This window comes from Herbaspirillum rubrisubalbicans (assembly GCF_003719195.1).
Classification (GTDB): Bacteria; Pseudomonadota; Gammaproteobacteria; order Burkholderiales; family Burkholderiaceae_D; genus Herbaspirillum; species Herbaspirillum rubrisubalbicans.
The window spans coordinates 4,433,508-4,459,044 of sequence record NZ_CP024996.1; the positions used below are offsets into that span (position 1 = coordinate 4,433,508).

A 25,537-nucleotide genomic window follows, 5' to 3' on the forward strand; every position below is an offset into this window, starting at 1 on the left:
CCGTGCATCTGGGCCAGTCAACACCTGCTGCCAACGACACCAGCAATACCGGCGACTATCACCATATCGATCCCAGCCACCTGCTTGATGCCGTGGGCGGGGATGTGAATACCGTCGCCTCGCTGGCACGCACCTTCCTGGCCGGCGCGCCGGCCATCTTCCTGCGGCTGGAACAGGCGATCCTGGCCGGCAATGCCGCTGCCAGCCGGCATGAGAGCCATACCCTCAAGGGCATGTGCGCGCTGTTCCAGGCCAAGGCACTGACCGAGCTGCTGCACCAGACCGAACAGGCCGGCCGCGATGGTTGCACGCCTGAGCCGGAGCAATTGCAGCAATTGCAAACCAGCTTTGCTCTGGTGCAGGAAGAAATCGAGCGCTATGCGCGCTCGGCGCCGCAATCCTGACCCTGCCAGGGCGGTGCTCGCCGTCCTGCCTGTCCAGACCATGACGACTCCCACGCCCACCAACGGTACGCAGCCCATGCAGCCGCGCATCCGTAAATCAGCCGTCACCATCGGTGCGCTGCTGTTAGGCTTGCTGGCCGTCACCGTCATCGTTTCCGGTACCCTGCTCTACCGCGCCAGCCTCAACGACTGGCGCAATGATCTCTCCACCCTCTCCACCGTCCTGGCCGAAAGCACGGCCCAGACCATGTCCTCGGCCCGCCTGGTGATCGACAGCATCCAGTCCGACATCGAGATGGCCAACATCAATGATGAACAGCAGTTGCGCCAGCACGTGGGCAGCGCCGAATTTTCCCAGACCATGCGCGAAAAGATCCGCGGCCTGCCCTTCATCTCGGGCGTCGGGGTGAGCAATGCCGAAGGCCGGATTCTGGCACTGTCGCGCAGCCATCCGGCACCGCCCCTGGACCTGACAGACCGCGACTACTACCAGCACCATAACCAGTCGATCTCCACCGCCGACTTCCTGGGCGAAACCGTCAATTCCCGTGCCGGCGGCGTGCCGACCTTCTACCTGAGCCGGCGTGTCAACGACCGCCAGGGTCGGATGCTGGCCATCATCGTGGTGGGCCTGCCCTGCTCGTTCTTCGAAGAATTCTTCAAGGCCATCACCCGGGAAAAGCCCTTTTCCATCCTGCTCTCGCGCAAGGATGAAAAGGTCTTGATCAGTACCTCTCTGGTGCACGATATATCGGCCCAGCGCGACATCACCCCACTGGCAGAACTGCATCCCCAGCGTCCCGCCGACAACGATGGCCGCACCCCGTACTTCTTCATGCAGCAACACTGGCTGGGCATTCACCGACCGGTGCGCAATACCCAGATGTTCCTGGAGATCGGTGTGACCGACCGGGTCTACTTCGGTGAATGGCTGGAATCGATGTACCCGCTCATGATGGTGGCGGCCATCAGCCTGGTGGGGCTGATCGGTGGCTTTGTCATGGCCTTGCGCCAGATGCGGCGGCGCGAGCAGGATGCGATCCTGGCGGTCGAGCTCAAGGAAGAGGCAGTCAAGGCCAACCAGGCCAAGTCGCGCTTTTTGGCCATGGTCAGCCACGAGATCCGCACGCCCATGAATGGCATCCTGGGGCTGTCCGAACTGCTGATGGAGTCGGACCTGACTATCAAGCAGCGCCACTATGCCGATAGCATCCATAATGCCAGCGGCGGGCTGGTGCGCATCATCAATGACATCCTGGATTTTTCCAAGATCGAATCCGGCAAGCTGGACCTGGAAGGCGTAGCCTTTCACCCGGTCCGGCTGGTGCGCGAACTGGTCGAGCTCTACCGGCCCTCGATGCACAACAAGGACGTGCAACTGGACGTGCGCATCGATTGCGAGGAGGCGCTGTGCGTGGTGGGCGACCCCTCGCGCCTGAAACAGGTGCTGGGCAATCTGCTGAGCAATGCCATCAAGTTCACTCAGGCTGGCTATGTGCGACTGAGCATGTCGGCGCAACAAGAGCAGGTGACGCCGGCACGCTGGCGCCTCTTCTTTGCCATTTCCGACAGCGGTATCGGCATCACCCCCGAAGCACTGACCCAGTTGTTCCAGCCTTTCACCCAGGCCGACAGTTCGATTTCACGCCGTTTCGGCGGCACCGGGCTGGGCTTGGCGATCAGCAAGAACTTGGTGGAATTGATGGGGGGCAGCATCAGTTGCCAGAGCATACCGGGAGAATCGACCAAGTTCAGCTTCGATATCGTCTGCCCGGAAGGGGTAGAGCCGGTCACTGCCCCTGCCACCCACTCGGTACCGCCCCCTGCGGTCACCCTGGACAAGCTCAGCACGCCCCCTCCTACGCCGGCACCGACTCCGGTCGTCGGCGCCGCCTCCTCGCTGAGCGGCGCACGCATTCTGGTGGCCGAGGATACCGAGATCAACCGACAACTGTTGCGCATCCTGCTGGCGCGCCGTGGCTGCATCCTGCAAGAAGTGGAAAACGGCCAACTGGCGCTGGAAGCGGTTCGCAACGGGAACTACGATCTGATACTGATGGATTGCATGATGCCCATCATGGACGGCTACCAGGCCACGACCGCCATCCGTGCCCTGGAGCGTGAGCAGGGCCGCCCCCGCACGCCCATCGTCGCCTTGACCGCCAGCGCCATCGAAGGTGATCGGCAGCGCTGCCTGGATGCCGGCATGGACGACTACCTCAGCAAACCCTTCACCCAGGTCGGCTTGATGAATACGGTGGAAAAGTGGCTACAAAAAACCTGATTCAGGAAAATCCCTAGGGAAATAAAACAACTGCTTAAATTGTTTTATTTGATTTATTTGCTGAGTATGCCTATGATGACTCCTAAGCGCATCACATCACCGAATTGCGCACCACTATCGGGGGAGTCGTCATCATGAAATGGTTCTACGATCTGAAGATCGCCCACAAGCTCAATGCCGCCTTCCTGGTGGTGCTGCTGTTCCTGGTCGGGCTGGGTGGCATGTCCATCCTGCAACTGGCCCAGGTCAACCAGAGCGCCACCGATATCGCCCGCAACTGGCTGCCCAGCATCAATAGCCTGTCCAAGATCAGCCTGGCACTGGCCCGCTCGCGCAGCTTCGACATGCAGCAACTGCTCACCGACGACAAGAAGGAAGAGCAAGCCTCACGCGAACGTGCCAGCAAGCAGATGGAGATCCTGCTCAAGGAAATGAGCATCTACGGCAGCTTGGTATCAGAACCGCGCGAGAAAGAGCTGTTCCTTGAAATCCAGCACAACGTCGCCGACTACAAGAGCGCTCACGAACGCATGGAACAATTGTTCGCGCAAGGCAAGAAGCAAGAGGCCCATGCCGTGCTCAGTACCAGCTCGACGGTGGTCTATCGCAAGCTGCAAGACCAGATCAATGAAGCCACGGAGATCAACCGGAAAGGCGCCATGGACTCCGACGACCAGGCCAACCAGGTCTACCAGCAGGCCCGCCTGGCCATCGTCGGACTGATCGCTTCCTGCATGGCACTGGCCCTGTTAATGTCCTGGTGGATCGCCCGCCTGGTGGCTCGCCCGTTGACCCACGCCGTGGACATCGCCCGCCAGGTGGCTGCCGGCGACCTGCGCGCCCACATTGCGGCCAACACCAGCAAGGATGAAACCGGCCAGTTGCTCGATGCACTCAGACAGATGAACGACAACCTGCGCGATATCGTGCAAGAAGTGCGCATCGGCACCGACACCATCTCTACCGCCTCGACCGAAATCGCCACCGGCAACATGAACCTGTCCTCGCGCACCGAACAACAAGCCGGCGCCCTGGAAGAAACCGCCTCGGCCATGGAAGAGTTGACCTCCACCGTGCGTCAGAACTCTGACAATGCACGCCAAGCCAACCAGTTGGCGGTATCTGCGTCGGAGGTGGCCCAGGCTGGAGGCCAGGTAGTAGGCAAGGTTGTTCATACCATGGGAGCCATCAATGACTCTTCACGCCGCATCGTGGACATCATCGCGGTCATCGACGGCATTGCCTTCCAGACCAACATCCTGGCCCTGAATGCCGCCGTGGAAGCGGCTCGCGCCGGGGAACAAGGGCGCGGCTTTGCGGTGGTGGCTTCGGAAGTGCGCTCGCTGGCCCAGCGCAGCGCCTCCGCCGCCCGAGAAATCAAGACCTTGATCGACGATTCCGTGACCAAGGTCGAGGCCGGCAGCAAGCTGGTCGATGAAGCCGGCCAGACCATGAACGAGGTGGTGGCCAGCGTCAAGCGGGTCTCCGACATCGTGGCCGAGATTACGGCGGCCAGCGCCGAGCAGACCCAAGGCATCGAACAGATCAATAATGCCGTGGCCCAGATGGATGAAAATACGCAGCAAAATGCTGCTCTGGTGGAACAGGCCGCCGCCGCTGCCAAAGCCTTGCAGGAACAGGCGGCACGCCTGAGCCAGACGGTGAGCGTATTCCACCTGGATGCCAGCCAGGCACCGCTGGTTTCCAACACCGCCAATACAGCGGCGGCGCACAACAAGGCAGCACGCAATGTCCTCCCGCGCCACCCGGCCGTAGCAGCAACCCGCACCAAGATCATTGCCCGACCGGCCCAGGCCGCCCCGAGCAAGCGCCAACACGACAGCGCCGACCACGGCGACTGGGAACAATTCTGACCCTTTGAGGATGCTATGGATGCCTTTCAAAAAGAGATCGACGAACGCACCAACCTGACTTCCAGCAACAAGTTCGAGCTGCTGCTGTTTCGCCTCGGCACACCCGATGGCAGTACCGACAAACCCGGCGAACTGTACGGCATCAATGTCTTCAAGATCCGTGAGATCGTCCCGATGATGGACATCACGGCCGCTGCCGGGATGCGCTCGCCGATGCTGGGCATGGTCAACATTCGCGGCCAGGTGATGTCGGTGGTGGACCTGCCGGCGGTGGCTGGCTGCAAGCCAGGCAATGGCATGAACATCCTGCTCATCACCGAGTTTGCCCGTCATACCCAGGCCTTCGCGGTGGAGTCGGTGGAAGAGATCGTGCGCCTGGACTGGAGTCAGGTCTTGCCGGCCGACTCCAACGCCTCCGGCAGCGTGGTCACCAGCATCGCCCGGCTCGACTCGGCCCAGGATGGCGGCCGCCTGGTGCAGGTGCTGGACGTGGAGCAGATCCTCAACATGGTCTCGCCGGTCAAGGAACAATTGCAAAGCCCGCCGCCGGGCAGCACCGAACTCAAGCTCAAGCCTGGCTCGGTGGTGCTGGCTGCAGACGACTCGCGCATGGCACGTGCCCTGATCGAGCAATGCCTCAAAGACCTCAACCTGCCCTACATGATGACCACCGATGGCCTGCAAGCCTGGAAAAAGCTGCAGGAACTGGCGCGCCAGGCCGAGCAGGAAGGCAAGCCGCTCACCGACAAGGTCGCCATGGTGCTGACCGATCTGGAGATGCCGGAGATGGATGGCTTCACCCTGACCCGCAAGATCAAGGCCTCGGACCAATACAAGCAATTGCCGGTGGTGATCCACTCTTCGCTCACCGGCTCGGCCAACGAAGACCATGTGCGTTCGGTGGGCGCCAATGGTTATGTCGCAAAGTTTTCACCGCCTGAACTGGCAGCAATGCTGCGCAAGGTGCTGCCCCCCTGACGGCACCTACTTGCAGAGCCAGGAACGGCGCTTTTTACAAGCGCACGGCCGCCCCACGGTGGCCGGCAACCCGCACTACGCCACCCTCGCCGGTGGCGTGGTGCTTTGTGCTTGAGCACTTGCCAGGACGGCCCGACCAATCCTGACCAACTTGAGCTATCTCAAAATATTTCGAGACCAAGCTCCTAGAATCAAAGTGAGCATTCCTCCGGTGGCCACCCGGCCCGGCCGGTGACATGAATGTCTCCGCCTCGACCAGCGTTCGGTCGCGCCCTGCCCCAGGAGGCTGGCCATGGCCCATACTGCCGATCCCGATGTTGCGCTGCCCCCGTCTGTGGACACCGCCCTGCTGAACCAGCGCATCCCGGCCCTGCTGGCCGAGATGGATGCCGAGCATCGCCAGGTGCTGGAGAGCATCTCGGCCTTGATCCTGGTGCCACCAGAACGCTTTGCCAGTGGCTATTCCGCGCTGGTGGCGCAAATCGAAGAGGGGTTCCGGGAAGAAGAAAAGATGATGGACGACATCACCTACCCCGGCCTGCACGCCCATCGCCGCGACCACGCCGAACTGCTGGCGCTGCTGCATCGATTGCGGCCGTACCTGGAGGATGGCAATGCACCGCTGGTGGACATCGTCATGGGGATGATCCCGGCCATGCTGATTCGTCACATGTCGGGCATGGATCAGGAGTTGGCCCTGGCATTGCGCCAGCAAGGGGAAGTGCCAGGGACGGCATGAGCACGCGCCCTCGGCCAAGCACAGAAGCTCCTGTCCGATACCGCCCCGTCACACCAGCTTGAGCGGGGACGCCGGCTCGTTGGCCGGATACGGCCCGCGAATGATCTCCGGCCCGGTACCATAGTCGGCCAAGGTGGCCCGATAGAAATCGACGAACTCACCAGCCGGCATGGGCTTGGCAAACAGCCAGCCCTGCACGAAGTCGACCTCCTGCTGGCTCAGGTAGGCGGCCTGTTCCAGCGTCTCCACGCCTTCGGCGACGATGTACAGGTTCAGGCTCTTGGCCATGGCAATGATGTGATCGATCACGGCACTGGTGGCAGCCCCCGTGCCGATGGTGCTGACGAAGGACTTGTCGATCTTGAGCGCATCCATGGGCAGGCCCTGCAGGTATTGCAGGTTGGAATAACCGGTACCGAAGTCATCCAGCGCCATCGAATGCCCCAGCTCGCGCGCCCGGGCCAGGGTGACGCGAGCCGAAGCGATGTCCATGCAGCCGCGCTCGGTCGCTTCCATCCAGATCTGCTCGGTACGGATATCGGTGCCCGCTAGATTCTTGCCGACCACTTCCAGGATGCGACCGGTCTTGATGTCCTGGGCCGCCACGTTGATGGCCACGTGCAGGGCACGGTCAGCGCGCAGGATGGCGCCGAGTTCGGCCACCACGGTTTCGATGACCAGGTCGGTCAGCGGCAGGATCAGGCCGCTTTCCTCGGCCAGGGGAATAAACAGATCGGGCCGCACGATGCTGCCATCCGGGCGCTTCCAGCGGATCAGCGCTTCGGCGCCCACGCAGCGGCCGCTATCGAGCTCGATGATGGGTTGGTAACAGACGATGAATTCGCGCTTGCACACCGCCAGTTGCAGTTCGGCCAGTGGCGACAGGCGCGCCTGCGACGCGCGCACCACCAGCAGCACCAGGGCCAGTCCCAGCAGCACCCCCACCGGCAGGAACCAGCGCTGCTCGCTGGTCATGCTGTCGAGCACCTGCTGGCCATTGATGATGGCCGCCGCCGTCCAGCCATCGCGGCTGACGGTAGAGACAAAGAAACCATCGACATCCTGTTGCCCCACGCCGCGCAGCGCATGTGCTGCTACGCCGGGGTCGATCGGTATCCCGTACTGGGCCACCTGTCCGAAACCATTGCGCGCCAGCACCACGTGCACGCCATCTTCCAGCACCACGTCGACGAAACGATCGCGATGCACCAGGGCAGCGTGGGAACCGTACTGGATCGACATCATGCTGGGACCACCGGCAATGAAAGAGGGCTGCTGCGGCGCCACGCCGACACCCTCCCGGGTCGTAAACAGGGGTCTTGGCTGCGCACGCCGCTGCGCCTGTACATTGCGCTCCCAGGAAGTGCACTTGAGCTGGCCGTATTCGTAATACCCTATCTCCTCGATGGCATTGGAATAGACGGCAATCATGCGCATCTGCGCGATATGCTCATCCGAGCAGGGATGCAAGAACAGCGGCGAGAGGCTCTTGAGCGAGCGCTGGGTGGCCTGAAAGGTGCTTTCGGCGCGTTCCACTACGGTTTCGGCATAGCGCGCCAGCCGTTCGTGCTCGGCCTGGATTACCGCCTGACGCGATAGCCACAGCATTCCCGCCACCGGTGCGATGGCGGCAACGACCGTGGCGACGATCGCCAGTGCCACCACCTTGCTTTTATTGTTCACATGCACTCCTTCCTGCTAGCCCCTGTTCCCCTCCAGGGACCGGTACGAATCGATTAATGCCGCGCTGATACTCATCATTAGAGCTTAAATTAGCAAATAACTCAATTTAAACACTTTAAATGTTTATACAACACTTCCATCAAATTGCACACTGCGCTTCATCTCGACACGTAAAAACCTGATTTTTTCTTAATTATCAATGACTAAGCCGAACAAAACAGCCTGTCCGCGGGATCTTTGGCAGATGACAACTGAGTTGGAAAGGCGCAACGGATTCCTGGCCCACTCACAGGAAGAATCATTTTTTACCAAATTAAATGAATTTATGCTTTAATGATTCCATCCATCAATTTTTCAGGAATTGATCATGCGCCTCAACCTGCCAGTCACCGAGCATGAGCGCGACATCGATGCCCACGCCTCCATCGTCTCCCGTACCGACACCGGGGGCCGCATCACGTACATCAATCCTGCCTTCATTGCCATCAGTGGCTTTACCGAGCAAGAACTGATCGGTGCGCCGCAAAACATCGTGCGCCACCCGGACATGCCGGAACTGATCTTCGCCGACCTGTGGAGCCACCTCACGGCGTGCCAGCCCTGGACTGGCTTGCTCAAGAACCGCTGCAAGAATGGCGACTTCTACTGGGTCAGGGCCAATGTCACCCCGATCTGGGAACGCGGCGTATGCACCGGCTACATGTCGGTGCGCACCAAGCCCAGCCGCAGCGAGATCCAGGCTGCAGAGCAGGCCTATCACGCCTTGAAGAAGGAAAGCGACCTCCTGGCTGTGCAGCGTGGCGCAGTAGTGCCGACCAGCCTGGGCAGCAAGCTGCAGGCACTGATCATGGGTCGCACAGCATGAACATGGGGCTGTGCTCCGGCCCCTGATCCGGAGCTATCGCTGAGGGAGGCGATCATGGGACATTACGATGCATTGATGGCCAGCGAGTGCGCCCGTTGCTGCACCGTGGATGGGGCTCCCGACATCCAGGCACTGGTGAAATCCAACGCCCGCTACCGGCACATCATCGGCAACACCCCGGCCATCATCTACAGCAGTGTGCCCTCGGGCGATTTCCGCTTGACCTTCGTCAGCGAGAACGCCTCCCGGGTGCTGGGCTACGAGCCCCAGGAAATGCTGGACGATCCCAACTTCTGGTTCAATCACATCCATCCCGACGACACCGCCAACATCTTTTCCAGCCTGGCCATGCTGTTCGTGGAAGACCAGAAGATCTATGAATACCGCTTCCGTACCCGCGACGGCAGCTACCTGTGGATGCATGACACGCTGCGCCTGATCAGGGATGCCAGCGGCACCCCGCTGGAAGTGATCGGACTGATGACCGACATCACCGGGCGCAAGCAACTGGAAGACGCCCTGCAATGCCAGGCCGAAGAACAACGCGCCCTGATCGAGCAACTCAAGATGGCGCAGGCGCAGTTGCTGCAGTCGGAAAAACTGGCCTCCATCGGCCAGCTCGCCGCCGGCGTGGCGCACGAGATCAACAACCCGATCGGCTTTGTCAACGCCAACCTCAATACCCTGGGCAATTACGTCGCCACGCTGCTGGAAGGAATCAAGCTCTACCAGTGCGTGGCCGGCGGCAAGCTGCCCAGCAGTGTGGCGCAATCCGAACTGCAATCCTTCGAAGACCGCGCTGACCTGCAATTCCTGAGCGAAGACGTCACCGAGCTCTTGTCCGAATCCAACGAAGGCTTGCAACGGGTCAAGAACATCGTGCAGTCGCTCAAGGATTTCTCACGCACCGGCGAGAGCAACTGGCAGATGGCCGACCTGCATCGCGGCCTGGACAGCACCCTCAACATCGCCAACAACGAATTGAAGTACAAGGTCAACATCGTCAAGCAATATGGCGAACTGCCCATGGTCAAGTGCCTGGCGTCGGAACTGAACCAGGTCTTCATGAACCTGCTGGTCAATGCCGCCCAGGCCATCAGCGAACGCGGCAGCGTGACCATCCGCACCGAACGGCATGGCGACCGGGTGGCCGTGAGCATCAGCGATACCGGCCACGGCATCGCGCCGGAACACATCAACCGCATCTTCGAACCTTTCTTCACTACCAAGCCGGTCGGCAGCGGGACTGGCCTGGGACTGTCGCTGTCCTACGGCATCATCAAGAAGCATGGCGGCGATATTCATGTCTGCAGTGAACCGGGCCAAGGCACCACCTTTCGGATCGAATTGCCCATCGATCCCGCCAGCGTCCAGACGCCCGTGGGCGTCATGGGCGAACCAGGAGAAGCATCATGAGCGCTATTCACAGCCAGGAAATCCAGACCCTGCAACAAGCCGACCCGTTCGCCCTGCCGCCGCCGTGCGTGCTGCTGGTGGACGATGAGCAGAGCATCCTGTCGGCCTTGAAGCGTACCTTCCGGCCCCAGGGCTATCAGTTGCTGACCGCCACCAGCGCCGAAGCCGGCCTGGACATCCTGGCCAGCGCCGAGGTCGACCTGGTGATCTCGGACATGCGGATGCCCGGCATGAACGGCGCCCAGTTCCTGGCCCAGGTGCGCCAGCGCTGGCCGGCCACCATGCGCATCCTATTGACCGGTTATTCCGAGATCGGCAGCACCATCTCGGCCATCAACGATGGTGGCATCAACCACTACCTGGCCAAGCCCTGGGACGACCGCGAGCTCTTGATGACGGTCACCCATGCGCTGGAAGAACAGCAATTGCGCAAGCAAAAGATGGCGCTGGAACGCAAGGTGCGCGAGCAGAACCTGCAACTGGCCGACTTCAATCGCCAACTGGAACGCCAGGTCCAGGCGCGCACCGAAGAACTGCGGCAGACCGTGATGTTCCTGGAAAGCGGCCAGGAAGAAGAACAGAAAGCCTTCCTGGCCATGATGCAGGTGTTCTCCGACATCAGCGAATTGCGCGCGGGCCTGGCCACCGGTCAGTCGGCGCGGGTAGCCCGCTGGTGCGAACAGCTCTCGCTGCGCATGGGCATGACCAGCCACCATGCCAAGGATGCGATGATGGCCGGGATGCTGCATGGCATCGGCAAGCTGGACCTGTCCGATGAACTGGTGCGCAAGCCCATCGAAAAGATGAGCAGCGAGGAACTGCAGCGCTTCCTGTGGCATCCGGTCAAGGGCCAGATGCTGTTGACGCCGATCCCAACCCTGGCCGAGGCCGGCGAGATCATCCGCCACCAGCATGAACGCTATGACGGTCGCGGCGTGCCGGAAAGCCTCTCGGGCGACGCTATCCCGCTGGGTTCGCGCATCCTGGCCGTGGTGCGTGACTTCGAAGGCCTGTGCAATGGCGGCATCACCAGCAACAACGTCTCGGTGGAAAAGGCCCTGGCCATGCTGCGCACCCATGCCAACCATCGCTACGATCCGCTGGTGGTGGAAACCTTCATCGCCATGATGGAAGAACAGCGCCTGGCGCTGGAGCAACAGACCAGACTGCTATCACCGCAAGAACTGCGGGTGGGCATGAAGCTGGCCGAGGATCTGCGCACCCGCTCGGGGGTCTTGCTGCTCAACAAGGAACACATCCTCGACGAAGCCATCCTGACGCGCCTGCGGCGCTTCGAGTTGATCGATGAAATGCCCTTGAAGGCCAGGATACTCTTGCACTAAACGTCAGCATGGCATGAAAATCCCCCTCCCCGCGCCAGGCCAGGACGGCCTGGCCGGGCGGCAGCAGAATTAATCTTCATATCGGCCTGTTCCCGCCCCTCCCCAGCTTACCCTGCCTCCGACCACGGCCATCGCACCAGGGGTCAGCGGCCATCGGGCAAAACCGGCTGGCTTGTCATCTAGAATTTTTTCGAGCTATCCCTACTGAATTCTGTTTTTTTGTCGACCAAGTTCGACATCACAGCGAAACTGCGTTTTTCTTCCCGCATGTCCTCGTTATCCGGCGCCCAGGCTGCCGCAACGAGGAGCGGTGAAGCCCATTAGCTCCGTTCGATGCGTCCGATCGGTCAAGGAAGAAAAACATGACAACTGCACATCTCGCTCACATCGTTGGTGGTGAAGATTCGCTGGGTGGACCGCTGGTCCGCCTGCTGGAAGCCGCCGGATTCCATGTCGCCCACCATCCCTCGGCCGACCAGTTCCTGCAGCAGGCCACCGGAAGTACACCACGCGGACTGGTCCTGGAAGTTCATATGCAGGACGTGGACGCCCCACAATTGCGTTCGCTGCTGGATCAACGTGAAACAGGCCAGCCCCTGATCGTCATCACCGGCGAACCGTCGGCGATGATGCAGCAAGAGGCCAGAAGCAATGCGCTGTCGACCGGCCAGCACAGCGACATGGATGCCGGTACCGGCAAGCACGAGCAGCCGATGCTGCGCGAGCAACTGGTGGCGGCGTTTCGGGGGGCGCTGATGCCGTTTGACGAGTCCGGCCCGCAGATGCAACAGCGGCAGGAACATCACCAACGCCTCAAGACCCTGACCCGGCGTGAACGCGAAGTACTGGAGCGGCTGGTGAAGGGGCGCCTGAACAAGCAGATCGCCGCCGAACTGGGTACCTCCGAACGTACCGTGAAGGCGCATCGCCAGCAGGTCATGCGCAAGATGAATGCCGGTTCCCTGGCCGCGCTGGTGGCGGCGATGACGCGCTACTGAAGAAGTCCCGGTCTGCGGTCTCAGGCGCCGCAGCCCCCTCCCCGCTGCGGGGATGCAACGCCTTAACCGGCCACCGTATCCTCGGACTCCACCCGATTGCGACCGCCGCGCTTGGCCTGGTACAGGGCCTGGTCAGCACGCGCATAGGCGTCTTCGAAATCGCTGCCCGCCACCGCCCAGGCCACGCCGAAGCTGGAAGTGACCGCCCGCGCCGGCAGGCACTGGAAGCGTTCGCCGGCAATCGCCTGGCGGATCTTGGCGGCCAGGACCACCGCCTGTTCCAGCACCATGTCCGGCAGCAGGATGGTGAATTCCTCGCCCCCGACTCGTCCGATCACGCCCGTGTCGGCCAGGGTGGTACGCAAGCGCCCAACCAGTTCGCGGATCACGGCGTCGCCCGTGGGATGGCCGAATTCATCGTTGATGCGCTTGAAGAAATCGATGTCCAGCACGATCAGCGACATCGAGGATTGTTCCAGAATCTGATGCGCCCGTTCAAATACCGCGCCGCGATTGAGAGCACCGGTGAGATTGTCATGCCTGGCCTTGTAATCGAGCTCATCGCTCAACTGCTTCAGGCGCGTATTGAGCAGGTTCAGTTCGCGCTCGGTGCGGTCGCTGCGCGAAATCAGGCGACGGCTCTGGCGCATCAACTGGCCATAGTGCTGCACCAGTTCTTCCAGCGCGGCACGATGGGCAGCCGCATCGCTGGCGACATCGGCCAGCACCTCGGAGGCACGGCGCAAGGCCTGGGCTTCGGCGTGGAAAAGGTCGACCTCTTCCATCAGCTCTGTACCGCGTGATCGTGGAAGACCAACGCGGCGAAGTCTTCCTGCAACTCCTGGCCGAATTCGAAGATGGTATCGTCTTCCTCATCGTGGTACCAATTGAGGACGACTTCGGTGCCGGCTTCTGCCTTCTCGTTCAAGGCATCGAACAACGAGAACAACATCTTGGTGCTGGAACTGTTGAAGTAAGCCAGGGCCACGTTGACGGTGATGGGGCTGCCCTCCTGGTCATCGGCCAGGAAGCGACGCAGAGTGGTGATGATGTCGCCCCAGAACTGGGCGGCATTCTCGGGATAGGATTCGCCCTTCAGCGAAAGCGTGCGCTGGTCGAAGCGGAAATCCACTTCAGGGGAGCTGGCGCTGGCGGCGATGAATAGATTGTCCATGATGTCTTGATTCCGAATACCGGCGGGCCTGACTGATACCCGCCTGAAAGTTGGCCATCAGATGGTGGCCCTGAGATAGAAGGTCTGCTCGCCATCGGCGCCAGGCTGCGAAAATTCGAAGTCCAGCGGCGCGCTGGCATCGCGCGCCACCGTCAGGAAGCCCAGCCCGGCACCCTTGCTGTCGGGCGGCGTCTCGGAACGCAGCATTTCCTTATAGGCGGCCTTGATCTCATCATTGGTCAGCGAGCGCAGGTGTTCCAGCTTGATACGCAGCTTGTCGGCCATATCGGCATCAACCGGGTTGGCGCAATGCAGGAAATAGTGGCCATCGGTCTGGGTGATGAAGACGGCGCCATGGCGCATCGGTGGCTCGGTGACCTTGCCCTCTTTTTCATGCAGATCGGCCGAATAGTGAACGATATTCTGCGCCATCTCGATGAAGGAAGAAAACAGCTTGCGTCGTGTCTGTGCCAGCGCACCGGTATGCTCGGCACGCAATTTTACGGCCTCGGCCATGGCGGCGATGATGGTCTGGGAAAAATAGCCGACGTAGTAAAAGACGATGTCGCGCCGGGCGACATAGCTGTGGAACTCCGCCCACTCCTGCTGGATACCGTTCATGCGTGCATTCCGTGTTGACTGTCTTGAAGGGAGGTGCCGCCCGGACGGGCAGCGAAAAAGCAGATATCGTCGCGGCGCCGCTGGCTGCCCTGGTAATGCGCATGGATATCCATCACCATGCGTCCCAGCGCCGGCATCGCCAGGCGACCATGCTCCAGCAGCGTGCGCCGCAAACGCTGCTTGCCGAAGGCGATATGCTTGGGGCCGCCGATCTGGTCGATCACACCATCGGTGCACACGAACACCATGGCACCCGGTTCGATCACCTGGCTGTGGTTGTCCCATTGCATGTCCTCGGGGGTATCGACGTAACCCAGGCCCACGCGCTTGCCTTCCACCGTCAACACCTCGGTACCGTCGGCCACCAACAGGAACAGCGGCATCTTGGCGCTGCTGCTGGTGAGGGTACGGGTAGTGCTGTCGAACCAGAAGAAGCAGGCATCCATGCCATCGTCGGATTCGGAAGGTTTGTCGGCCTGCCCATGCTGGCCCAGCACCCGCTTCATGCTGCGATTGACCTCGCGCATCAGGCGCGCCGGATCATGCGGGCCGTGCAGTTCCAACGCCTGCTTGAGCGACGACGATGCAATCAGGGTCAGGAAGGCGCCCGGCACGCCATGGCCGGTGCAATCGCCCACGGCGGCAAACCAGCCACCGGCATGGCCTTCGAAATGATAGAAGTCGCCACCGACCACGTCGCGTGGCTCCCAGACCAGGCAGGCATCGGCCAGCGCCTGGCTCATGGCGGCGCGCGAGGTGCTCAGCATGGCACGTTGGATCACGCTGGCGTAGTCGATGCTCTGCATGACCTGGCGGTTTTTTTCTTCCTGCATGGCCACCAGTTCGCGCATCAGCGCCAGACCCGCGCCCAGTCCGGCCAAGCGGCCTTGCTCGACAATCAGGAAGCCATCGGCCAGGGTCTTGTCCCCCGAGGCCACGGCCAGCGCGCCCAGGGTTTCGATGGGGGTATCGGCTTCGACGATGAGGGGATTCTTGTCCATGAACGCGATGCAGCTCTTGCGCTCATACAGCTCACGGTGATACGGCTTGGACATCTGGGACATGAAGATATGCCGGCTGATCAAGCCGATCGGCCGCTGCTGCTCCACCACTGGCAGGCTCACCAGTTCCTTGTGCTGGCCGAAAATTTCCAGCACCGTCGCATTGTTCTCATCGAACTGGACCACCGGCACCTGTACCGCCAGCGCACCTGCTGTCGGCTGGAACAACTTGCTCCCCATGACCGGAGTCAGACTGAAATGACTTTCCACCGTACTCGCCCGCGTCGTGATTTTGGATAGACCGCGGATCATATTTCATTCCTGTGACAACAATGTGACTGTGTCGCTGATGGGCGACAGGATGACGAGCCTGTGACACGAGCCGTTTCAAGTAACAGGCGTAGTGCATCCTCCACGAGACAGACGAAATGAAAGACTGAAAGAGGGTCCACCGAAGTGGATCATATTTCCCGCCGACAACAGCGACTCATCTTCAGTCCCTCCTGCACCGCCGTCATCCGCGCGCCGCGTCCACATCACGGCGCCGGCCTACATACTGCGCCACGCCGGTTTCCTACCATGTGGGATCACATCATGGAGGACAGCATGAGCGATACCCGACCCGAGGGCGTACCCGCCCAGCATCAAGCCCATCAACCCGGTAGCGAGCAGCAGATGCAGCCGCGCCCGCACAGCACCCCGGCCGGCGAACCCGGCCGGCGCCTGGCTGGCAAGGTGGCGCTCATCACCGGTGGCGACAGCGGCATCGGTCGCGCCGTGGCATTGGCCTATGCGCGCGAAGGCGCACGCCTGGCCACCGTCTACCTGGATGAAGAAGAGGATGCCCGCCAGACCCAGCAGCAGGTACAGGGTCTGGATGCCCCCTGCCTGCTGCTGCCGGGCGACGTCGGTTCGCCCGAGTTCTGCCGCAGTGCCGTGCGTGCGGTGATGGAGGCCTATGGTCGCCTGGACGTGCTGGTCAACAATGCGGCCCAACAGTATCCGGCCAAGAGCATCGAGCAGATTTCACAGGAGCAGCTGGAACACACCTTCCGCACCAACATCTTCTCGATGTTCTACATGGTCAAGGAAGCCATGCCCTTCCTCACCCGGGGTGCGCGCATCATCAACACCACCTCCGTGACCGCCTATCGCGGCAGCAAGCACCTGGTCGACTATGCCGCCACCAAGGGTGCCATCGTGGCCTTCACGCGCTCGCTGTCGCAACAACTGGCCGCCGCCGGCATCCACGTCAATGCGGTGGCGCCGGGTCCGATCTGGACTCCGCTGATTCCATCCAGCTTCAGCGAGGAAGAAGTCGCCAGCTTCGGCAAGAACGTCCCGCTGGGCCGACCGGGGCAGCCCAACGAAGTGGCACCGGCCTATGTCTTCCTGGCCACCGAAGGCGCCTCCTACATGACCGGGCAGGTGCTGCATCCCAATGGCGGCGAGATCGTCAATACCTGAAGAAGGCCCAAGGTGTGAGCATTGGCAAGAGCGGATCAGGAAAAACCCGATGGCTGCGCTGTTGCCCACAGGGCATGATGAGCTTGTCCACTGACTATCCGTCGAGTCCCGTCATGCACAAGACCGCCCTGATCGCTACGCCTCAGCCCGAGGTCAGCCGTGCCCTGACCGAATGGCTGGCCATCAACGACATCGACATCCAGATCGCCAGCAATGGCAACGAAGCCATCGAGCACATCGCGCTGGACCGGCCCGACGTGGTGCTGGCGCAATTGGCCATGGACGGCATGAGCGGTCTGCGCCTGGCGCACTACCTCAAGGCCCGGCAGAACCTGGCCGATGTGCCCGTGATCCTGCTATGCCGCGACGAACGCGAGATGGACCTGGTCAAGGGCCAGTGGCCGGCCTTTCTGTGTGCCGGCGCCCTCAACCCGGACCTGATCTCCGAATTGAAGCGCGAACTGGTCAACTAGGGCCTTCTTAGCATTTCTATACAGCGCGGCGCTGGCGCCGCCAGTGCGCCGCGCCCCAGCCCGCCCCCACCACCAGCGCCAGCAATAGCGCCGCACTCACGGCGCGATGCTGCCCCACCCAATGTCGCGTCGCGCGCCAGGCCTGGCGATACGGGAAGCGCGCTGCCGCCGCAAAATCCGGCTCCACGCAGTTCTGCCCGAAATCCGCTGAGAATGGCACGGCTGCACCCTGTTTGACGTAGCGCAGGTAAAGCGGCTGTGCGCGCGCAGGATCATCGGCCACGAAATTGACACCCTGGCATAGCACCGCAGCAAAGGCCTGCGAGCGCGCCGGCAATTCGTCTGCGGCCTGCATGGCATAGTCGGCAGCGATGGCCCGATAGTGGAAGCGCTGGTAGGGCTTGGCTTCGCTGGCCGCGTAACGCTGGCGCTCGCCCGCAGTCACCAGCGGCCCCGGCAGGTCGGCCTGGGCGCGTGCCTGGGGCGTGTCCGCCACCGGCTTGGTTTCATCCAGATACAGACCCACGCCCCGACCGGCGCCACCCGCATAGCTGCCGCCATAGACGGCGTAATCCGGTCCCTGTTCATAGCCCATGATTTCCATGCCCTGGCGCCGTGCGATCACGGCCGCCTCATACCAGCCCTGGGCGCGGCTGGTAGCGCGCCAGGCGTGGTGGGCGCGCTCCAGTGCCTGGCCGTACTCGCGGGCCTTGGCGCGCACGCGCCAGGTGACCGGGGTTTCACGGCCCTGGTCGTCGTAGCTGCTCTGGACGAAACGTTCATCGCGTTCATCCGGGAAGTAAGGCAGGGCTTCCTCCACCCGCCCCTCGCGCACCAGACGACGCGCCAGCAACTGGCGCAAGTTGTCTTCCACCGTCAACGGCGCCAGTTCAAGCGCGACCCAACGCAGCGAGGGCCGGCCCTGCTGCTGCGCCGCCTTGGCCTGCACCGCCTGGGGCGACGGCATGGGCGAGGCCGGGGCATGGGCGTCGACGTAGGTTTTCAATTCATCGGTGCTCAGGACGCGTTCGGCGACATAGGCCAGGTCGTTGTAGTAATCGCCATAGCTGGCCGAGTAATAGCCTCTGTTCTGGCGCGCACTCTGGGTGGCGGCGCGGTGGAATTGCGCCAGCGCCTCCACGTACTGCCCGCGCGAAAGCATCAGCACGCCCTGCTCGCCCACCAGCAGATCGAGATTGCCCGGTTCCAGGCTGGCGTCATTGCGCGGGAAAGCCTGCGCCGCTCGGGCATAGGCTTGGACCGCAGCCTCATTGTCACCGCGCCGCAGCGCCAGCTTGGCGCGCACCCACCAGGCCAGCGCCGATTCCTGCTGATCCACCAGCGCTTGAGCCAATTCATAGCGGCCGCTGCGATAGGCCAGTGCCGCCACGCGGTCGGCACCGGCGATATGTTCCAGCCCGCGCCGCTTGAGCGCATCGACCAGGTTCACCAGCATGGTATTGGGCTTGAACTTGGCGCTGCGGGCGGCATCGGCATAACCGGAAGAACCGTAGGTGGGCGCGCTCGGATCGTAGTCGCCGCCCCCGGCCTGCGGCCCCTCCACGACGTCACCCACGCGCGCCAGCGCATAGGCCACCAGCAGCTGTTGCGCCACCGCATCGTCGATCAGCTCGGCACTGGTGGCCGACCGCGCCAGACTCCAGGACGCCAGCGCCTGCAAGGACGACTGCGCACTGAGCGAGCCACGCGCGGCCTGTTCGGCATAGAGATGGATGGCTTGCTTCAGATCGGCCGGTTTGATGCTCTCGCCACAGGCATGACCCTCATTGAAATCGGACCAGTTGCACGCCCCCGCCTCCCCCACCAGCAACAGGCGCGCCTGCTCGCCATAACTGGCCACGGCCAGACCCAGTGGATCGGGCGCACCAGCCAGCGCCAGCGCACGGGATTGCATGAAGCTGGCGATGGCCTGCTCGCGCCGTCCTTCGATGGCGTGCAGGCGGCCCAGCATGTAGGCCGCCCACACTGCGCGCTCGCGGGCTTGTGGCGCTGGCAGCGCCAATACTGCTTCGAAGCGCTGGCGTGCCGCCTCCAGTGCATTGGCGCGGAAATCCTGAGCACCGGCGGTATAGAGGCGGATGGCCGGGGGCAGTGCCGCGCCGGCAGCATAGGCGCTCTGGCCATCGGGGGCGGCGCGCATGGCCTGCAGCGCCGTCCACTGCGCCGCATCCAGCTGGCCTTTTTCCAGCATCTGCAAGGAGCGCGGATCATCCGCTCGCGCGGCATTGTGTTCATAGCCGCTGCCTTCGTCGGCTTGCAACTTGTCGGTGGGCGTCACCAGGTGCGCCACTTCCCAGGCGAAGGAATTGTTGGGGGTATTGCGCAAGGTGCCGGCGCGGTCATCCAGCAGTTGCAGCGGGAAGTCCGGCCCGCAGGCCACCACGGTGGCGGCGCCCAGGACCAGCAAGCCGCTGGCGGCGTAGGCGATTTTCTTCATGCGACTCATGTGGCTGGCGCCGGGCAGGCCGGACTTGGCGCTGCCGCTGGCAGAAAGCTTCATTTGTTTCATCAGGATCCCATTTCCAGTGTGATGTCGGGGGCGGGCACGCCAGCGGCGCAGCGCAGCCATCCTATGCTGCGACTGCTACCGGCGCGCAAGAGACCGGCCTGCTCCAGGCGCAGATAGCGTCCCTGGGCATCGTTTTCCAAGGTGTAGCCATTGATGCCGTCGCCGCTGCAAGCGTTCCCCGGCTGCTCTGGCTGGCGCCGCCCTATGCGCACACGCAGCGGCAAGGCAGCATCGGCGTTGCCGGCGTTGTCCAGGCGGATATCGCTGGCCGCCCCCGGCTCGCCAGCAGCGGCCACCAGTCGGACGGTGAGGCCGTCCTTCAAAGGTTGGCGTTGCAGCACGGCGATCCAGGTCGCCAGGCTCCAGGCGCGGCGGTCGTCGCCGGTGGGCAGGCGGAACCAGGTGATGCCGGCCAGACCGGCAGGCGCCTGCGCTTCCAGTTGCGCCACGAAGCGCGCCATCACGCGCGGCTCGGCCATCAGCTCACGCCCCACGCCACCAGCCAGCAGAGCCCGCTCGCTCTCGACGGCGGCGATGCGCCCCTGCCCATCCCAGCTCACGCGCGAACCGTAGGCCGGCAGCGCCACATGCCAGGGATGACGGGTGCGCACCGCATACTGCTGCATCCAGTCCTGCGCCCGTTGCGCATCGAACAGCCCCAGGCGCGGGTCCAGCACGGCGTGTACCTGCAGGGTCGATTCGTCGGCCACGGCCAGCAAGGCCGACAGCTGCGGGCTGGCCAGCCAGGTCGGCAAGGCCGTCACGGCCAGCGACAAGGGCGCGATGCGGGATTTGAGCCCTTGCAGGAAGGCGGTGTAGTCGGGCAAGCGCGCCGTGGCGCAGTCATAGTCGATTTCCAGCGCCGCCGGTTGCAGCCCGCGCGCGCGCCAGGCCGTCAGCAGTTCCAGCAGATGGGCCTGGATGGCAGCGCCATCGAAACGCGCCAACTGCCCGTTCAGACGCACCGTCAGCAGCAGGGGCCGCCCCGTGTCGGCCAGCACGGCGGCCTCCGGTTCGATGTCGATCCAGCGGCCCGAGGCGCCCAGTTCCGCGGCCAGCACATGCCAGCGCGCCACATGGGCATTGGAGGCCGACAGGGCATTGCGTAGCGCTGGGGTCCACTGGCGCTGCCATACGTAGACATCCTGGGCCAGACGGGGGGTGGGGGTGGACAGCCGCGAACAGGCGGCCAGCAGCACGGCCAGGAGTATCCAGGAAGCGCGCCGGCACAGGCGCGTAGTCAGGAAGGAGAGGAACATGGTGGAGGTCGTTGGCAGCGCACCGTGCAGCCATTGCGGCAATGGCCAGCATTGTACGCGAGCGTCCCGGGGGAAAGACGGCAGACGCACAAGAGGTTTTACAAGCTGCCCACATTCTCGCGAAACCACATATTTATCATATGTTGCAATTTAAAAATACAAAATATATTAAATTTGTAATATCTTCCGTCTACCTGACAGAAAGAAAGTGGAAGCCAAGAACGTGAAACTTGACTTTCATGCAAAGAAAAGATGCGAACATCGCGTCCGTCAGTCAGAGCAAGGCTCTTTTCCCCTCGTCCCCCTATCGTCCCCTGACTCTGCATTTAGGAGAAGCTCGCCATGTTTGCGAACCTGACCATCAAAACCCGCCTCATCACCGTCATCGGCTTTTTACTGGTGATTAGCTTCCTGATCGGCACCACCAGCCTGATCTCGCTCATCAACGTCAACAACTCGTTGAAAACCGTCTATGAAGACCGGCTCATCGCGCTAAGCCAGCTGGACCAGGTCATTCGCTCCTCCAACAAGATGCAGATCAATATTGCAAGAGCCCTGGTCTCAAGCCAGGAAGAGCTTGCCACTCACATTGCTTCCTTCAAGAAGGAAGAAAGTGTGCGCGACAAGGTGTGGAAAGACTATCTCGCCACCTATCTGACCCCCGATGAGAAAGCACTTGCAGACACCCTGGTGCGCGAACAAAAGCTGCTGGATGAAAAAGGCTTTGCGCCAGCGCTCAATGCCTTGAATGGCGGAGACATGAAGACCGTGGCGACGCTCATCCACGGTGATATTGCCCGCTACGCCACCTCCATTACAGAAACCATGAATGCACTGATCCAGCTGCAGACAGAGGTAGCCAAGTCCGAATACGAAAACTCCCAGCAGCGCTACCAGAGCTTCCGCAGTTTTTCCATCGCCGCCATCATCTGCTCCATCCTCGTGGGTAGCCTCATCGGGCTGTGGCTCATCCGCAGCATCAACCGCCCCTTGAATAGTGCCATCGAGGTGGCCCAACGCATTGCCAGTGGCGATCTCACCCAGTCCATCGAAGTGGGTGGCACCAATGAAATGGGGCGTTTGCTGCGCGCCCTGCAGGAGATGAGCAAGGCGCTGACGCAAGCCGTCACCCAGGTACGCCACAGTACCGATTCCATCACCACGGCCTCCGCAGAAATCGCCTCGGGCAACCTGGACCTGTCGTCGCGCACCGAAGAACAGGCGGCCAGCCTGGAGCAGACCGCCTCTTCGATGGAGGAACTGACGTCGACGGTCAAGCAAAATGCCGACAACGCCCTCCAGGCCAATGTACTGATGGCGCAAGCCAGGAAGCAGGCCGAAAACGGCGGCGGCATCGTCAACCAGGTGGTCGCCACCATGAACGATATCAAGCAGAGTTCCAGCCACATGGTCGATATCATCAACGTCATCGATGGCATTGCCTTCCAGACCAATATCCTGGCCCTCAACGCCGCCGTCGAAGCAGCGCGGGCCGGCGAGCAAGGGCGCGGCTTTGCCGTGGTGGCCTCAGAAGTGCGCGGCCTGGCACAGCGTTCGGCCAGCGCCGCCAAGGAGATCCGGGAATTGATCGAAGCGTCGTTGCAGAAGATCAGCTCTGGCGGCAACCTGGTCAACGATGCCGGCGCAGTCATGGAAGAGACCGTGGATTCGGTCAAGCGCGTGGCCCAGTTGATGGAGGACATCGCCGCTGCCAGCCAGGAGCAGAGCAATGGTATCGACCAGGTCAACCTGGCCATTGGACAAATGGACCAGGTCACCCAGCAGAACGCCGCGTTAGTGGAAGAAGCTGCGGCTGCTGCCTCCAGCTTGCGTGATCAGGCGCAGATCCTCACTGGCGCCGTCAGCGTCTTCAAGACTGAACAAAGCCATCATGCAATGACGCTGGAGATGTAGTGCCCGCACCGTTGGCCTGGCGTTTTGCGCCAGGCATGACGGAGGGAAGTATCAGGCGCGATAGCCCTTGCTGCTCATCGGCACAAAGGCCAGCAGCACGCCCAGGATGGACAGGCCGATCACATACAGCGCCGGGCCTTGCGGGTCGGCCTTGATCCACAGCGAGATCAGCACCGGCGTGAGCCCGCCAAAGATGGCATAGGCCATGTTGTAGGCGAAGGACAGACCGGTAAAGCGCACCGGCGGCGGGAAGGCGCGGGTGGAGACGATGGGGGTGAGTGCAATGCTGCCCACGAACAGACCCACCAGCGCATAGCCCCAGATCAGCGACTCGGGCGAACCCGGCAACTGGCCATAGAACCACCAGCTCGACAAGCCCAGGCCGCCCCAGCCGAGGATCATGCTGGCGCGGGTGCCGATGCGGTCGCACAGCCAGCCGATGAGCAGGCAACCGATGGTCAGCATCAGGGTGCCGGCGCAGTTGGCCTGCATTACCAGCTTGGCCGGCAGGTGGTGCACAGTCTGCAGATAGGACGGCGTCATCAGGATCACCACCACCACTGCGCCCGACAAGCACCAGGTCATGCCCGCCGTGAGCAGGCTGGCGCCACGATGTTCGCGCAGCACCGTCTTCAAGGGCAGTTCATGGGATTGCTTGCGGCGCGCAGCCAGTTCGCGGAACACCGGCGTCTCTTCCAGGTAGCGACGCAGATAGACCGACACCAGACCGAACACGCCGCCCAGGAGGAAGGGAATGCGCCAGGCATACGCCGCCACCTCGGCCGGTTGATAGACGCTGTTGATGAAGATGCCCATGAGCGAACCCAGCAGGATGCCGCCGGTGATGCCGGCCGTCAGCGAACCGACGCCGAAGCTGTAACGGTTGGCCGGCACGTGCTCGGCCACGAACACCCAGGCGCCCGGCATTTCACCGCCGATAGCCGCGCCCTGCAGGGTGCGCATCAACAGCAGCAGGATGGGCGCGGCCACGCCGATGCTGGCATAGGTCGGCAAGAGGCCGATCACCAGCGTAGGCACGGCCATCAAGAAGATCGACAGCGTAAACATGCGCTTGCGACCGATCACGTCGCCATAGTGGGCGATGATGATGCCGCCCACCGGACGCGCCAGGTAACCGGCAGCGAAGATGCCGAAGGTCTGCAACATGCGCAGCCATTCGGGCATGTCAGCCGGGAAGAACAACTTGCCGACCACGGCGGCGAAGAACACGTAGATGACGAAGTCGTAGAACTCCAGCGTGCCACCGAGGGCAGACAGGCCCAGGGTGCGGTAGTCGGAAGAAGTCAGAGGGCGATGCTGGGACTCGTTGAGGGCCCCGGTAAATTCAGCGGAAGTGGTCATGATGGTTCACTAACGGCAAAGCAGCGATCCGGCCCGTGCCGCGCAACTCGGCCAGGGGCAAAACCCATGGGCAATGAGATGACGCGGCGGGCCGCAATGCCTGCTTCAACTTGTCGGTCGGGTGGCCGCAGACGGCATGTCTGCGAAGGACAGATTCAGCGGAAAATCTAAAGCGGAGAACTACGATTTAGCGTCGAAACTGGCTCCATGATAACCGAAAGCGGCAAAACTTTCGCGGCGCAGCATTTCTTGCCGGGATCGGGGCCAAGTGCAGCATCGGCTCGCCCTCTGAGGAAGGCCAAGTGAAGGTTCAGACAGGCAAGCCCGCAGTGCAGCACCCTCTGCAACGCGAGCTTGATGAAGAAGTGAAGGAAATTTCCACGATCTGCCGGTGGCGGCAGGTCCGCTCAGGATTCGAGCACGATATCGACCGCCGAACTACGGCGCAGCATGAGGAAGCCTTCGCCATAGATGTTGCGGATCTGCATCGGCGCCTCCGGCAAGGAGCGCAATTTCTGGCGCACCCGATAGATCAGGGCGTCGATGCGGTGGGCGTCATATTCCTCGCCCCCGGAGCGCAGCAGGTCGAACAATTGCGTGTGCGATACCGGATAGTTGGGGCTTTGCAACAGCGCCGCCAGGGCGGTGCTTTCCTTGTCGGTGAATTGCAGCGCCACCTTGCCATTGCTGGACAGACGCCCCGACTTGCGGTTGAAGGCCCACTTCTCCGACTGCGGCGAACTCTGGTGCGGCGCGGTCTTCATGCGGCGCGCCAGGGCCGTCAGGGTGGCCGAGACCTCATCGAGCTTGACCGGTTTGACCAGGTAATAGTCGGCCCCATCGCTCATGCAGCGCAAGCGCTCTTCACTGCGGGTGGCCGCGGTGAGGATGACGATGCCCATGGAGGGAAAATGCTGGCGCAGCGAAGCCAGTTCGGGCGAGAGGCTGCCATCTGGCAAGCCGATGTCGGATAGCAACATGTCTGGCTGGCGGCACCTGAGAATGTCCCTGGCCTGGCCCAGCGAGGAGCAGACCGAGATTTCGTAACCCAATTCCCCAACATGGGTGCTCAAGGTATTGCGCCAGTCGAGATCGCTTTCTACGATTAGTACTTTCATCACTCTATTGTTCTGGACGAACCTGTTTTTATGA

The 25,537-nt window shown here is 62.2% G+C and carries 21 protein-coding genes; 12 read left to right on the plus strand and 9 right to left on the minus strand.

The annotated features are described in order from the left end of the window. Positions 1-2: 2 nt before the first annotated feature. From RC54_RS19705 to RC54_RS19725, 5 genes are all read left to right on the plus strand, one after another. Positions 3-404 (plus strand): Hpt domain-containing protein, encoded by a 402-nt coding sequence (locus RC54_RS19705; RefSeq protein WP_058896589.1) that lies wholly within the window; start codon positions 3-5, stop codon positions 402-404. 40 nt (positions 405-444) lie between these two features. Then, the gene (locus tag RC54_RS19710; protein ID WP_244216388.1) at positions 445-2,688 is read left to right on the plus strand and encodes a hybrid sensor histidine kinase/response regulator; all 2,244 of its coding nucleotides are present in this window, start codon (positions 445-447) and stop codon (positions 2,686-2,688) included. Between the two features lie 134 nt (positions 2,689-2,822). After that, the gene (locus tag RC54_RS19715) at positions 2,823-4,562 is read left to right on the plus strand and encodes a methyl-accepting chemotaxis protein (protein WP_061788686.1); all 1,740 of its coding nucleotides are present in this window, start codon (positions 2,823-2,825) and stop codon (positions 4,560-4,562) included. Between the two features lie 15 nt (positions 4,563-4,577). After that, complete coding sequence (locus RC54_RS19720) at positions 4,578-5,540, plus strand: chemotaxis protein (protein WP_058896592.1); 963 nt, start codon at positions 4,578-4,580, stop codon at positions 5,538-5,540. A 292-nt stretch (positions 5,541-5,832) separates the two neighbouring features. After that, the gene (locus tag RC54_RS19725) at positions 5,833-6,279 is read left to right on the plus strand and encodes a bacteriohemerythrin (RefSeq protein WP_058896593.1); all 447 of its coding nucleotides are present in this window, start codon (positions 5,833-5,835) and stop codon (positions 6,277-6,279) included. Between the two features lie 48 nt (positions 6,280-6,327). Here the strand turns inward: RC54_RS19725 and RC54_RS19730 are convergent, their stop codons facing one another. Further along, positions 6,328-7,962 carry an EAL domain-containing protein gene (locus tag RC54_RS19730; RefSeq protein ID WP_061788685.1) on the minus strand — a complete coding sequence of 545 codons (1,635 nt, stop codon included), beginning with the start codon at positions 7,960-7,962 and terminating at the stop codon, positions 6,328-6,330. Between the two features lie 367 nt (positions 7,963-8,329). Between RC54_RS19730 and RC54_RS19735 the strand changes: the two genes are divergently transcribed. The 4 genes from RC54_RS19735 (at position 8,330) to RC54_RS19750 (ending at position 12,584) form a co-directional block, all read left to right on the plus strand. After that, on the plus strand, positions 8,330-8,827 hold the full coding sequence (locus RC54_RS19735; protein WP_058896595.1) for a PAS domain-containing protein: 498 nt from the start codon (positions 8,330-8,332) through the stop codon (positions 8,825-8,827). 54 nt (positions 8,828-8,881) lie between these two features. After that, positions 8,882-10,243 (plus strand): ATP-binding protein, encoded by a 1,362-nt coding sequence (locus tag RC54_RS19740; RefSeq protein WP_231738763.1) that lies wholly within the window; start codon positions 8,882-8,884, stop codon positions 10,241-10,243. Next, positions 10,240-11,586, plus strand: coding sequence for a response regulator c-di-GMP phosphodiesterase, NosR family (nosR, locus tag RC54_RS19745; protein ID WP_058896596.1), 1,347 nt, complete (start codon positions 10,240-10,242; stop codon positions 11,584-11,586). The genes RC54_RS19740 and nosR overlap by 4 nt, the downstream gene beginning before the upstream one ends. 362 nt (positions 11,587-11,948) lie before the next feature. After that, positions 11,949-12,584: a response regulator transcription factor gene (locus RC54_RS19750; protein ID WP_061788684.1), complete on the plus strand. Its 636-nt coding sequence runs from the start codon at positions 11,949-11,951 to the stop codon at positions 12,582-12,584. A gap of 62 nt (positions 12,585-12,646) precedes the next feature. Here the strand turns inward: RC54_RS19750 and RC54_RS19755 are convergent, their stop codons facing one another. From RC54_RS19755 to RC54_RS19770, 4 genes are read right to left on the minus strand one after another with little or no spacing between them, the layout of a single operon-like run. Continuing rightward, positions 12,647-13,369, minus strand: a complete 723-nt coding sequence (locus tag RC54_RS19755; protein ID WP_058896598.1) for a GGDEF domain-containing protein — start codon at positions 13,367-13,369, stop codon at positions 12,647-12,649. Then, the gene (locus tag RC54_RS19760) at positions 13,369-13,758 is read right to left on the minus strand and encodes a DUF1987 domain-containing protein (protein WP_017452307.1); all 390 of its coding nucleotides are present in this window, start codon (positions 13,756-13,758) and stop codon (positions 13,369-13,371) included. Before RC54_RS19760 ends, RC54_RS19755 begins: the two co-directional genes overlap by 1 nt. Before the next feature lie 57 nt (positions 13,759-13,815). Next, positions 13,816-14,379: a SiaB family protein kinase gene (locus RC54_RS19765; protein ID WP_058896599.1), complete on the minus strand. Its 564-nt coding sequence runs from the start codon at positions 14,377-14,379 to the stop codon at positions 13,816-13,818. Beyond that, positions 14,376-15,692: a SpoIIE family protein phosphatase gene (locus RC54_RS19770; RefSeq protein ID WP_061788683.1), complete on the minus strand. Its 1,317-nt coding sequence runs from the start codon at positions 15,690-15,692 to the stop codon at positions 14,376-14,378. The genes RC54_RS19765 and RC54_RS19770 overlap by 4 nt, the downstream gene beginning before the upstream one ends. Before the next feature lie 294 nt (positions 15,693-15,986). Between RC54_RS19770 and RC54_RS19775 the strand changes: the two genes are divergently transcribed. Together RC54_RS19775 and RC54_RS19780 are read left to right on the plus strand one after the other, a co-directional pair. Next, complete coding sequence (locus RC54_RS19775; RefSeq protein WP_061788682.1) at positions 15,987-16,847, plus strand: SDR family oxidoreductase; 861 nt, start codon at positions 15,987-15,989, stop codon at positions 16,845-16,847. 113 nt (positions 16,848-16,960) lie between these two features. Beyond that, the gene (locus tag RC54_RS19780) at positions 16,961-17,320 is read left to right on the plus strand and encodes a response regulator (protein ID WP_061788755.1); all 360 of its coding nucleotides are present in this window, start codon (positions 16,961-16,963) and stop codon (positions 17,318-17,320) included. Positions 17,321-17,336: 16 nt separating this feature from the next. Here RC54_RS19780 and RC54_RS19785 read toward each other — a convergent pair whose 3' ends face one another. Both RC54_RS19785 and RC54_RS19790 read right to left on the minus strand, forming a co-directional pair. Continuing rightward, positions 17,337-19,841 carry a hypothetical protein gene (locus tag RC54_RS19785; RefSeq protein ID WP_061788681.1) on the minus strand — a complete coding sequence of 835 codons (2,505 nt, stop codon included), beginning with the start codon at positions 19,839-19,841 and terminating at the stop codon, positions 17,337-17,339. 8 nt (positions 19,842-19,849) lie between these two features. Then, positions 19,850-21,109, minus strand: a complete 1,260-nt coding sequence (locus RC54_RS19790; protein ID WP_244216389.1) for a DUF3142 domain-containing protein — start codon at positions 21,107-21,109, stop codon at positions 19,850-19,852. A gap of 342 nt (positions 21,110-21,451) precedes the next feature. Here RC54_RS19790 and RC54_RS19795 point away from each other — a divergent pair, with 342 nt between their 5' ends. Beyond that, entirely contained in the window at positions 21,452-23,023 is a 1,572-nt protein-coding gene (locus tag RC54_RS19795; protein WP_061788680.1) for a methyl-accepting chemotaxis protein, read from the plus strand. A gap of 51 nt (positions 23,024-23,074) precedes the next feature. Here the strand turns inward: RC54_RS19795 and RC54_RS19800 are convergent, their stop codons facing one another. Together RC54_RS19800 and RC54_RS19805 are read right to left on the minus strand one after the other, a co-directional pair. Continuing rightward, positions 23,075-24,385 (minus strand): MFS transporter, encoded by a 1,311-nt coding sequence (locus RC54_RS19800; RefSeq protein WP_017452323.1) that lies wholly within the window; start codon positions 24,383-24,385, stop codon positions 23,075-23,077. A gap of 407 nt (positions 24,386-24,792) precedes the next feature. Then, positions 24,793-25,503, minus strand: coding sequence for a response regulator transcription factor (locus tag RC54_RS19805; RefSeq protein ID WP_017452324.1), 711 nt, complete (start codon positions 25,501-25,503; stop codon positions 24,793-24,795). Between the last annotated feature and the right edge of the window lie 34 nt (positions 25,504-25,537).